This window comes from Aeromonas hydrophila subsp. hydrophila ATCC 7966 (assembly GCF_000014805.1).
GTDB lineage: Bacteria > Pseudomonadota > Gammaproteobacteria > Enterobacterales > Aeromonadaceae > Aeromonas > Aeromonas hydrophila.
Genome location: NC_008570.1, coordinates 3,116,463 through 3,128,095 on the forward strand (window position 1 = coordinate 3,116,463; position 11,633 = coordinate 3,128,095).

Here is an 11,633-nt window from a genome sequence, read left to right on the forward strand (position 1 = left end):
GATTAACCTTGTGCCTGGGTTGCGCCTTGCCCCTTGCCGCCCGCGCCCAGCTTGTGCAGCAGGGTATCGAGCAGGGAGGCGGGCAGCTCGGCGCTGACCGGCAGATACCACCAGTTGTCGAGGGCAAAGGAGCGGCACTTGACCGCATCCTTCTCGGTCATCAGCAGCGGCTTGCCGGCAAAGCGGCCCACCAGCTCGTCCCGATCGAAGGGGTGGTGATCGCCGTAGGCCACCCGCTGATCCAGCTGGTAACCGAGCCCCTCGAGGGTGGCGAAGAAACGGGGCGGATGACCAATCCCCGCCAGCGCGTCGACTGGGCCCGACAAGGGGGCAGCCAGCGGGGCCTCGTCGCGCACCCGGCGGGGGACGTCGGCCACCAGCCTCATGGGATACTCTCCCCGCCCCGGCTCGCCGCCGTTGCAGATGATGGCGTCCACCCGCTTGAGCCGGGTGACCGGCTCGCGCAGCGGCCCCATGGGCAACAGGCAGGCGTTGCCGAAACGGCGGGCGCCATCCACCACCACCAGCTCGATGTCCCGGGCCAGCGCATAGTGCTGCAGGCCGTCGTCGGTGATGATGATGTCCACTTCGCCGCTCTGCTCCAGCAGACGTACCGCATCGGCCCGCTTGGGCGCCACCACTACCGGGCAGCCGCAGCGCCGGGCAATCAGTACCGGTTCATCCCCCGCCTGCGCCGTGGTGCTGGCAGCATCGAGCCGGTACGGGTAATGGGGCGCCTTGCCGCCATAGCCGCGGCTCACCACCCCGGGGCGATAGCCGCGGGCCTGCAACTGCTCCACCAGCCAGACCACTACCGGGGTCTTGCCGTTGCCCCCCACCGAGATATTGCCCACCACGATCACCGGCAAGGAGGAGCGATACCCCTTGCGCCAGCCGTGGCGATAGGCATAGCGGCGGGTGCCGCTGATGATGGCAAACAGCAGGGCAAAGGGGGCCAGCAACCAGCGCCAGCCACTCTTTGCATACCAGAGCCGCTCCAGCATCAGGCGTTGCCACCTGCGGTGGCATGGCCGAACTGGATGGCGCGCAGCTGGGCATAGGTGCCCTGCTGGGCCATCAGCGCCGCGTGGTTGCCGCGCTCGACGATATGGCCTTCATCGATCACCAGGATCTCGTCCGCCTTCTCGATAGTGGAGAGACGGTGAGCGATCACCAGCGAGGTGCGCGCCTTGCACAGCTCGTCGATGGCCGCCTGGATGTGGCGCTCGGACTCGGTATCCAGCGCCGAGGTGGCCTCATCCAGCAGCAGAACCGGCGCATCGCGCAGCAGGGCGCGGGCGATGGCGATACGCTGACGCTGACCGCCGGAGAGCGACGCGCCGTTCTCGCCGACCACGGTGTCATAACCGTTGCTCATCTTGCTGACGAACTCGTCGGCGTGGGCGATGCGGGCCGCCTGCTTGATCTCGTCGAGGCTGTATTTCTCTTCCGCGGCGTAGGCGATGTTGCTCGCCACCGTGTCGTTGAACAGGTGGACATGCTGGGAGACCAACGCGTACTGCTTGCGCAGCTCGCTCAAGCGGTAATCGCGGATATTGACGCCGTCCAGCAGGATCTCCCCCTGTTCGATGTCGTAGAAGCGGGTCAACAGGCTGGCGATGGTGCTCTTGCCGGAACCGGAACGACCCACCAGCGCCACCGATTTGCCCGCCTCCACCTTGAAGCTGACGTTGTGCAGCGCCGGGGTGTCCTTGGTCGGGTAGGTGAAGGTGACGTTGCGAAACTCGATCTCGCCGCGGGCGCGCTCCAGGGTACGGGTACCGGTATCCTGCTCCGGCTCGGTGTCGAGCAGGCCAAACAGGCTGTGGCAGGCGGTGATGGCGCGCTGGAACTGGTTGTTGACGTCGGTCAGGCTTTTCAGCGGCTTGAGCAGCATCATCATGGAAGTGATCATGACGGTGAAGGTACCGGCAGTCAGCTCGCTGCGCACGCTGTCGATGGTGGCCACATAGAGGAAGGCCGCCAGCGCGATGGAGGCAACCATCTGCACCACCGGGCTGCCGATGGCATCGGCGGCGACCATCTTCATGGTTTGCTGGCGCATGTTGTTGCTGACCTTGAAGAAGCGCTTCTCCTCCACCTTCTGGCCACCGAACATCAGCACCTCTTTGTGCCCCTTGAGCATCTGCTCGGTGGAGGTGGTGATGTCACCCACCGCCTGCTGGATGTGGCGGCTGATCTGACGGAAACGGCGGCTGATAAGGCCGATGATGATGCCCACCACGGGCCCCACTACCAGGAAGATCACCGACAGCTGCCAGGAGTGCCAGAACATCAGGCCGAGCAGGCCGATCACGGTCGCTCCTTCCCGCACCAGGGTGACCAGAGTGGTACTGGCGGCCGAGGAGACTTGGCTGGCGTCATAGGTCACCTTGGAGAGCAGGTGACCGGTGTTCTGGCGGTCGAAGAAGCTCATCGGCATCGCCACCATGTGATTGAACACCTGCTGCTGCAGACGCATCACCACGTGGTTGCCGACCCAGGCCATGCAGTAGTTGGAGAGGAAGTTGGCGACGCCGCGCAGGGCCACGATACCCAGTACGAAGAAGGGCATCCACTTGAGCACGGTCGGATCGTTGCCGTTGATGCCCTGGTCGATCAGCGGCTTGATGGAATAGACGAAGGTGGTATCCACGGCGGCGTAGCCCAGCATGCCGATGATGCCGCCGATCAGGCCAAGCTTGCGGTCACGGACATAGCCGAGCAGACGCTTGAAGACAGGCCAGCTGTCTTGTGAGGTTTCTTGTTGCATGAATAGCCGTTAATAAGGGAAATGACGGGCTATTCTAGCCAAAGCGCAGGATTACACCAAGCATCGCCAGCGCATGTCCCTCGCCAAGACAGGAAATGACGGTCGTTATCCCAGCCAAAGCGCAGGATTACACCAAGCGGTGCCCATCACCAAGGCGGGAAATGACGGTCGTTATCCCAGCCACAGTAGGGTTTTCACCCGGCATAAGCAGCGCGATGCCCTGCGCTCCGGTTCAGCGAGCAGGCCAGAGCTTGGGGCGCCACCAGTCGCCCTTGCGGCGAAACCAGGGGCCCTGCTCCCGCTCGGCCCGGATCCGCAGCCCACCCGGCGCAGGCTCGACCAGGATCTCCCCATCCAGCCCGGTGACCCATTGCTGCGCCTCCTGGTAGCGAGCCACCACCTCGGGGCGGGGAAATCCCCACTGGTTCATGAAGCCGGCGCTGTGCACCACATAGCGGGGGGCCACCGCCGCCACGAAGGGTGCCGTGGAGGAGGTGCGGCTGCCGTGGTGAGGGCTCACCAGCAGGGTGCTGGCAAGCCCCTCCCCTTCCAGCGCCAGCAGCCGCTGCTCCGCCTGCCGCTCGATGTCGGCACTGAGCAGGATGCGCCGCTCCCCGTCGCGGATCTGCAGCACACAGCCGTCGTTGTTGTGACCAGGCCCCGGTTGCTGCGGCCAGAGCACCGCCATCTCGAGCCCCTGCCAGCGCCACTGCTGGCCGCGCCGGCACAGGGCCGTGAAGCGGCCAAAATCGAATGAAGAGAGCTCGTGGCGCACCGGCAGAGCCTGCAGGATGGCGCGCCGATTGCCGGCGTGATCCCTGTCCTTGTGACTGATGACCAGATAATCCAGCACCCGCACATCGAGCCGGTTGAGCAAGGGCAGGATCACGGCATCCGCCATGTTGTAGCCGCCCGGGTAGCGATCGCCGGTGTCAAAGAGGATGCCGCGCTCGCCCCGGGTGATCAGCACCGCCAGCCCCTGCCCCACGTCCAGCACCCTCAATTGCCAGTGGGTCGGCGCCGGCCAGGCCGCCAGCAGCAGGGCCACGCCCCCCGGCAACAGCAGCGGACGGCCGCCCGGCACATGCCAGGCGCACCAGAGCAGGGTCAGCAGCGCCGTGAACGGCAGTACCCAGCCCGGCACCGGCCACCAGAGCTGCCACTGGCTGGCCAGCCGGGCCAACGCCCACAACACCCACTGCAGGCCGACATCGGCCAGCCAGAACAGCAGGTGGGCCAGCTCCCCTGACAGCGGCGCCAGCAGCACCCCGATGAGCGCCAGCGGTATGATGCCGATGCAAAAGAGCGGCAATGCCAGCAGATTGAGCAGCAGCGACAGCGGGGCAATCCCCTCGAACAGCGCCAGTTGCAGTGGCAGCAGCCCCAGCAGCAACAAGCCCTGCAGACGGATGAGCCCGGGTTTGGCCTCCAGCAGGCTCGCCACCAGCAGCAGGGCCACCGCCAGGAAGGAGAGCCAGAATCCGGCCGAATAGAGGGCAAAGGGATCCCAGAGCGTGAGCACCACGAAGGCCCACAACCAGATGCGATGGGCTGGCCACTCCCGCCGTCGCCAGCGCAGCAGACTCCACACCAGCACCATGATGAGGGCCCGTTCGGTGGCCACCGCAAAACCGGCCAGCCAGCTGTAGAGGGCGGCAAACAGCAGGGCGACCAGAATCGCTCCCCGCAGCCCGAACAGTCGCCCCAGCCACCAGCCGAGCACCGCCACCAGCGCGATATGCTGCCCCGAGATGGCGATGATGTGGGTCAGCCCGCTGCCTCGAAACAAGCTCCACTGCTCATCCGTGATACCGCCCTGTTCGCCGAAGGTGAGCGCCGCCAGCAGCGGGCCCTGGCTCAGATCCTGCCAGCTGGCGGCGGCCCGGGCCAGCCAGCGCTCGCGCAGCCCCGTCTGCGCCGGCTCAATCTGGATCACCCGGCGCAGGTTGCCAGTGGCGGTTATCCCCTTGCCGAGCAGCAGGCGCCGCCCATCCATCCCCGCCTCGTTGGCCAGGCCGTGGGCCGGTTTGAGAGAGACCACCAGAGTGAGGTGACTGCCTGCCGTCATGACGGGCAGCGCCTGGTAGGCATTGATGCGCACCAGCGGCGCCGGAGTGAGCGCCTGCTCGTCGAGCCTGTTCACCCGCAGCACCAGCCGGATAAATTTATCGCCCTCGGGTTCTGCACTTTGCAGCTGTGCGGTTATGATGTGGCTCGTTTTTTTGTCAAGCTGATCCAGCCAGGCAAGCCGGTAGTGCAAACTCCCCTGCATCCAGAGGATGCCGCACAGCAAAAACAGCAGCCGCCAGCAGCGGTAACCGGCCAGGGGGAACACGAGCAGCAGCATCAGGCCACCCCATTCCCATGAAGGCAACCATGGCCAAAGCAGTGAGGAGCTTGCCCCGAGGGCAAACGACAATAGACGCAGATCCATGGTGCAAGTATTTAGCAAGGTTTCAATATGCCCAAACGACTCATACAACGCTGGCTGCCTGATCCGGCGACACTCAAGGAACACAAGCACTTGCGGCTGTTTGGCAAGCTGCTGCTGGATGCCAACCTGTGGCACCTCAATCGGCGCTCGGCAGCCGGTGCCTTCGCGGTGGGGCTGTTCATGGCCTGGGTGCCGCTCCCCTGCCAGATGTTGCTGGCGGCCGGCGGCGCCATCGCCTGCCGGGTCAACCTGCCGCTCTCGGTGGCCCTGGTCTGGCTCTCCAACCCCTTCACCATGCCACCGCTGTTCTACGGCGCCTATCTGACCGGCTGCCAGCTGCTGGGGCAATCCTCCCAGCACATCGAGATCGAGTTCACCTGGGCCTGGCTGGTGTCGGTATTCGAGACCGTGGCCCCGCCGCTGCTGCTGGGTTCGCTGGTGCTCGCCCTGCTCAGCTCCCTCATCGGCTACGCCCTCATTCGTACCTGCTGGCGCATCAGCACCGTGCGCCAGTGGCAGAAACGCAAGGTGGCCCGCGCATGCTGAATCGCTGGTTTGCCCGCTTCAAGATTGACCCCGATACCCTGCGCCAGCAGAAGTGGTTCTCCCTGTTTGGCGAGCGCCTGCTCGCCCCCGCCCTCTGGCAAGGGGGGCCGCGCGCCCTGAGCGGGGCGGTGGCGGCCGGCATTTTCGCCTGCTGGTTTCCCATCCCCATGCATTCACTCATCGCGGTCGGGCTGGCGCTGGCGTTCAGCCTCAACCTGCCGCTGGCGCTGCTGGCGGTCTGGTTCAACAACCCGCTCACCCTGCCCTTCATGTACCTCTACGCCTATCGCACCGGTTGTCTGGTGCTGCACAAGACGCCGGAGCCGTTTCACCTCAGCTGGACCCTGCACTGGCTGGAGCACGAGGCGGCCACCCTGGTGCCCCCCTTCCTGCTCGGCAGCCTGCTGCTGGCAGTGCTGACCGCCGCCAGCGGCGGCCTCCTCACCCTGCTGCTGTTGCGCCTCGGAAAGCTGGTCCGCAGCCGCTAGCCCGCCCACCTCGTCAGCCTCTGGCGCGCTGACGAGGCACTCCCTTGCCATCCCCAGCACCTGCCACCACACTCCTTGTAACCCGTTGTTTTTCGTCCCCCATTTGCCACAAGGAGCCCACCATGGCCGAACCGCTCACGCTGGCCCATGCCAATGGTCATCCCCTCTCCCTGCTGCCAGCCATGGCCAATCGCCACGGCCTCATCACCGGCGCCACCGGTACCGGCAAGACCGTCACCCTGCAGGTGCTGGCGGAGGGGTTCTCCCGCCTCGGCGTGCCAGTCTTTCTGGCCGACGTGAAGGGGGATCTGAGCGGGCTGGGCGCCGCCGGGGCGGGCTCGGCCAAGCTGGACGCCAGGCTGGCCCAGCTCGGCATTGCGGCCCCCGCCTTTGCCGCCAGCCCCACCCTGTTCTGGGATCTGTTTGCCGAACAGGGCCACCCGGTGCGGGCCACCGTCTCCGACATGGGACCCCTGTTGCTCGCCCGCCTGCTCGGCCTCAACGATACCCAGAGCGGGGTGTTGGAACTGGTGTTCAAGGTAGCGGACGACGAGGGGCTGCTGCTGCTCGATCTCAAAGACCTGCGCGCCATGGTGCAGTTTGCCGGCGATAACGCCAAATCGCTCACCACCCGTTACGGCAATGTCTCCACCGCCTCCATCGGCGCCATCCTGCGCAACCTGCTCACCCTGGAGAGTGCGGGCGGCGATCACTTCTTCGGCGAACCCATGCTGGACATCCAGGACCTGCTGCAGACCGATGAGGCTGGCCACGGTCATATCAATGTGCTGGCCGCCAGCAAGCTGACCCAATCCAGCCGGCTCTATGCCTGCTTCCTGCTCTGGCTGCTCTCCGAGCTGTTCGAGCAGCTGCCGGAGGTAGGGGATCCGGACAAGCCGGTGCTGGTGTTCTTCTTCGACGAGGCGCACCTGCTGTTCAACGATGCCCCCAAGGCGCTGCTGGAGAAGATCGAACTGGTGGTGCGACTCATCCGCTCGAAAGGGGTGGGCGTCTACTTCGTGACCCAGAGCCCGGCCGATATCCCCGACAGCGTGCTGGGGCAGCTTGGCAACCGGGTGCAGCACGCCCTGCGCGCCTTTACCCCGAGTGATCAGAAGGCGGTGCGGATCGCCGCCAACACCCTGCGCGCCAACCCCGCCTTCGATGCCGCCGGCGTCATCACCGAACTCGGTGTCGGCGAAGCGCTGGTCTCTCTGCTCGACGAGAAGGGACGGCCCAGCATGGTGGAGCGCGCCTTCATCGCCCCGCCAGCCAGCCGCATCGGCCCCTTGAGCGACACCGAGCGGCAGGCGCTCATTCAGCGCTCCCTGCTGCACGGCCGCTACGAGACACCGGAGGATCGCGAGTCGGCTTTCGAGCGGCTCAACGGCGGCAAGGTGACAACCACTGGCGAGCAAGGCAGCGAACAGCCATCCAACGGGGAAGGTGGCTTGCTCGATGCCCTCAATGGCATCCTGTTTGGCCGCACCGGCCCCCGTGGCGGCCAGCACGACGGTGTGGTACAGACCGCCGCCAAGAGCGTGGCCCGCACCATCGGCAGCGAGGTGGGTCGCCAGCTGGTACGCGGCGTCCTCGGCTCCCTGCTGGGGGACGGCAAGCGCCGTCGCTGAGACCAGCCTCAGAAAATGAAAAAGCCCGCCGGGTCTCCCCGGCGGGCTTTTTACTGAACGGATATCGGCGGTGGTGCTTACAACACCTTGGCGATCGCGTCACACAGCGGATCTATGTTGGCACGGGTGATACCGGCCACGCTGATCCGGCCGGAGCCGACGATGTAGATGGCAAACTCGCTCTTGAGACGCTCCACCTGATCCTTGGAGAGACCGGAGAAGGAGAACATGCCGTTCTGCTCGCGGATAAAGCTGAAGTCCTGGTTCACGCCGCGCGCCGCCAGTTTCTCCACCAGCAGCTCCCGCATCTCGCGAATGCGCACCCGCATGGCCGCAACCTCTTCCACCCACTCGGCATAGAGGGCCGGATCGCTCACCACGGCGGTGACGACGGCGGCGCCGTGTGACGGCGGGTTGGAGTAGTTGGCACGAATGACGGTCTTGACCTGGGTGAAGGCCACGTCGGCGATCTCCTTGGTCGCACTGACCAGGGTGAAGGCGCCGACCCGCTCGTTGTAGAGGCCGAAGTTCTTGGAGAAGGAGCTCGCCACCAGCAGTTCGTCGTGGCACTCGGCGAAGATGCGCAGACCTTCGGCATCCTCTTCGATACCGCGGGCAAAGCCCTGATAGGCGAAGTCAAACAGCGGCAGCCAGCCGGCGGCAGCACTCTGCTTGGCCAGTGCGCGCCACTGATCCGCTGTGGGGTCGATACCAGTCGGGTTGTGGCAGCAGCCGTGCAGCAGCACCAGATCGTCTGCCTGCACTTCAGCCAGAGAGGCCTGCATGGCGGCAAAGTCGAGGCCCTTGCTGGCCGCATCGTAGTACTTGTACCACTTGACGGAAAGGCCGGCAGCCTGGAACACGCTGACGTGGTTGGCCCAGGTGGGATCGGAGATCCAGATGGTCTTGGCCAGCCCGTTACGCACCACGAACTCGGCGGCGATGCGCAGGGCACCGGTACCGCCCGGCGCCTGAGCAGTCTTGGCCCGGCCGCTGGCGACCAGCGCAGAATCTTGCCCGAACAGCAGTTGCTGCACGATGCGGCCATATTCGATATTGCCTTCGATACCGAGGTAATTCTTGGTCTTCTCGTCGGTCAAGAGCTTCTGCTCGGCTTTCTTGACGCAGTGGAGAATGGGGGTGGCACCGGTCTCATCCTTGTAGATCCCGACCCCCAGGTTGATCTTGTGGCTGCGAGAGTCAGCACGGAAGGCTTCGGTCAGGCCCAGGATCGGATCCGCTGGGGCGGCAACAACCTTTTCAAACATGGTATTCCCTGTATTCCGTTGAGTTCGTTGGCTGGCAAAGCGTGTTGGCACACCGTCCGTGACACGCAAAACACGTGGCAAACAAAAGCGCCCATCTGGCGAGCGCTTCGTCAACTCTTTATATCACCGTGCAGAGTGGGGGCAAACCGCTTTTTCGGCCGGATCTGCGGCAATCTCAACCGATGGCATGCCACTGCGGCGCCAACGCGCACACCTCGGCAGACAAGCCACCATTGGACTCAACCAAACCGCTACAAACTGCTAACAATGACTTGGGTATCCGGCTCGGCTCCCAGGGACGGGAGTCGGTCAGCGGCAGGGCATAGGCCGCCATGATGGGAGCCAGTGAGGTAGGCAGCCACCAGCTGGCCGGACGGCCCAGCCGTTGGGCCAGAGTCAGCACCCGATCCACCCCGCTCGGGTCGAGGGAGGTAAGATGGCTCCACTGCACCTGGGGCGGCAGAGCGGCGATCACTTGCTGCAGCGCCTGCTGTGCCGGGGCGGGAGCCCAGACCAGCAGGGTCCCCGCTGGCAGCACCAGCTCGGCAAAGGCACCGACGCTGTCGGTGGTGATCACCCGCAGCAGCTCCCCCTCCCCCCACAGGATCTTGCCGAGGCCGGCCAGGTTGCGCTCGGGCAGCGCCACCTCGCCGAGCGCCTGCAACCAGGGGGCGGCATCGAGCAGGGTGCCGCCGCTGAAAAAAAGGCTGAACGGCTGGGGGGCGCGCAGACGCAGCAGCTGATCGGCACAGAGCCGGATCCCCTTGTCTTCAAAATCGATCTGCTCGTTGGGGGAAAAGCTCACCTCGCTCTTGCGATAGAGCGCGGCGAGCACCCGTTCGTTGACCTGCTCCGCCAGCTGCCACCCCTGCCCATGAAGCCACTCCTCCGGGGTCGGTGGTGCCGTGGCGATCTCGGCCAGCGTCAGTTCACGGGTCAGGTAGCGGCGGCCGGCAGGTGTCAGCTCATAGTGGTGGTTGCCCAGCGCCAGCAGCAGCTGGTTGTCCTTGAGCAGGCCCAGCAGGGGTTGCCACTGACGGGCGCGGACCACCGAGGTGGGGTTGTCCAGCAGCTGGCGGGCCAGCTCCCGCCACTGCGGGTGACTAAAGTCAATCAAGCGTCATCCTTCCCTGTCTGCCGAACATACTGCAACGAGCCGAATAATCTAGCGATTCGCTGACCGGGAGCCAAGTACAGAAAAGAGACAACGTGAACTGGCGCAAACCAAACAGGAGAAGGAGAGAATGATCAACAGAGGGGAACAGAAACAATCAAGTGGGAAGCAGATAAAACAAAACGGCCAAGCAAGCTTGGCCGTTTATCAACTAAATCAGCGCAGAGGCTGGATTAGAAGTTGTATTGCAGGGCAACAGTCCACTCGTCGTCCAGTTTGTCGATACCCTGGATCTTGTACTCGGTGTAGGCTTTCAGCTTGGAAGTGAAAGCGTACTGTACACCCAGCAGGGTTTCGTCAAGCAGGTCTTTGTACTCTGCACCAGCAGTATTGGAGTTGACTTTTGCTTCTTTGAAGTTGTAGCCAGCCAGGAAAGTCCAGGCATCAACGTTGTAGGAAGCTGCCAGCTCGTAACCACGGCCCTTGTCCTTGTCACCACCGGTGGTGTTGTCGTAGCTCAGGTCACCCTGAGTATAAACACCAGCGAAGTAGAAACCGTTGATGGCGTAGTGTGCACCCAGTGCCCACTCTTTCTTGTCACCAGTGTTGTTGGTCTTGGTGTTTTCCAGATCGGAGTAGGAGTAACCTGCGTTCAGACCCAGACCGAAGTCGAAGTCATAACCGGCAGCAGCGGCATAACCGTAGTTACGCTTCACATCGGCACCGTAAACGGCAGTTTCTTTGATACCCTGACCTACGTCAGTAACCTTGACGGCCTTGTCGTCGTTGGTCTGATAGGACAGTTTGCCTTTGAAGCCGCCGTAGGTGTTGGAGTAGATAACCTGACCTTCTTGACGACCGTCATAGAAGTTACCTGCGTCACCCCACTCGTTGAAGATATCGGTCGGTTCCAGCACGTCGTAGAACGCGGTATCGGTCTGACCGAAGATGATCTTGCCGTATTGGGTGCCGTCGAAACCAACGTAGATGTGACGGGAGTCAAACTTGTTGGCGGAGTTTTCAGCAGAAACTTGCCACTCGGTCTTGGCGATACCGGACCAGGTGTTGTTCAGAGCAATCTTGCCGGACCAGCCCAGACGGGAGGAACCAACCAGCTCACCGTCAACATCCTTGTAGCCAGATGCAGCGGTAGAGTCAGCGGTATTGTGGTCACCGTAGTAGTTAGCCTGAACACGGCCGTATACGTCAAAAGTGGTACCGTCTTTGTCATAAACCACTGCAGCGTTAGCGGCAGATGCAAACAGAGCCGGGATAGCAATAGCCAGAATTGTCTTTTTCATAGTTTCCAATGCCTACTGTAATTAAACACTAAGTCGTTGTTATTCCCTGTGTTAGCGATGTACTTTGCATCACTATGG

The 11,633-nt window shown here is 63.6% G+C and carries 9 protein-coding genes; 3 read left to right on the plus strand and 6 right to left on the minus strand.

What is annotated here, in order from left to right:
• Positions 1-2: 2 nt before the first annotated feature.
• From lpxK to AHA_RS14050, 3 genes are all read right to left on the minus strand, one after another.
• Positions 3-1,004, minus strand: a complete 1,002-nt coding sequence (lpxK, locus tag AHA_RS14040) for a tetraacyldisaccharide 4'-kinase (RefSeq protein WP_011706582.1) — start codon at positions 1,002-1,004, stop codon at positions 3-5.
• Positions 1,004-2,773: a lipid A ABC transporter ATP-binding protein/permease MsbA gene (gene msbA / locus AHA_RS14045; RefSeq protein WP_011706583.1), complete on the minus strand. Its 1,770-nt coding sequence runs from the start codon at positions 2,771-2,773 to the stop codon at positions 1,004-1,006. Before msbA ends, lpxK begins: the two co-directional genes overlap by 1 nt.
• Positions 2,774-3,005: 232 nt before the next feature.
• Positions 3,006-5,297: a DNA internalization-related competence protein ComEC/Rec2 gene (locus tag AHA_RS14050; RefSeq protein WP_164927686.1), complete on the minus strand. Its 2,292-nt coding sequence runs from the start codon at positions 5,295-5,297 to the stop codon at positions 3,006-3,008.
• Between AHA_RS14050 and AHA_RS14055 the strand changes: the two genes are divergently transcribed.
• The 3 genes from AHA_RS14055 (at position 5,235) to AHA_RS14065 (ending at position 7,872) form a co-directional block, all read left to right on the plus strand.
• Positions 5,235-5,753, plus strand: a complete 519-nt coding sequence (locus AHA_RS14055) for a DUF2062 domain-containing protein (RefSeq protein ID WP_011706585.1) — start codon at positions 5,235-5,237, stop codon at positions 5,751-5,753. The genes AHA_RS14050 and AHA_RS14055 overlap by 63 nt on opposite strands.
• A complete protein-coding gene (locus AHA_RS14060; RefSeq protein WP_011706586.1) occupies positions 5,747-6,241 on the plus strand; it encodes a DUF2062 domain-containing protein in 495 nt (164 codons plus the stop codon). Before AHA_RS14055 ends, AHA_RS14060 begins: the two co-directional genes overlap by 7 nt.
• A gap of 122 nt (positions 6,242-6,363) precedes the next feature.
• The gene (locus AHA_RS14065) at positions 6,364-7,872 is read left to right on the plus strand and encodes a helicase HerA-like domain-containing protein (protein ID WP_011706587.1); all 1,509 of its coding nucleotides are present in this window, start codon (positions 6,364-6,366) and stop codon (positions 7,870-7,872) included.
• A 77-nt stretch (positions 7,873-7,949) separates the two neighbouring features.
• Here AHA_RS14065 and AHA_RS14070 read toward each other — a convergent pair whose 3' ends face one another.
• The 3 genes from AHA_RS14070 to AHA_RS14080 all read right to left on the minus strand — a co-directional run bounded on the left by AHA_RS14070 (position 7,950) and on the right by AHA_RS14080 (position 11,555).
• Positions 7,950-9,140: an amino acid aminotransferase gene (locus AHA_RS14070; RefSeq protein ID WP_011706588.1), complete on the minus strand. Its 1,191-nt coding sequence runs from the start codon at positions 9,138-9,140 to the stop codon at positions 7,950-7,952.
• 175 nt (positions 9,141-9,315) lie between these two features.
• Entirely contained in the window at positions 9,316-10,257 is a 942-nt protein-coding gene (locus AHA_RS14075; protein WP_024944865.1) for a hypothetical protein, read from the minus strand.
• 230 nt (positions 10,258-10,487) lie between these two features.
• A complete protein-coding gene (locus AHA_RS14080; protein WP_011706590.1) occupies positions 10,488-11,555 on the minus strand; it encodes a porin in 1,068 nt (355 codons plus the stop codon).
• Positions 11,556-11,633 lie beyond the last annotated feature (78 nt).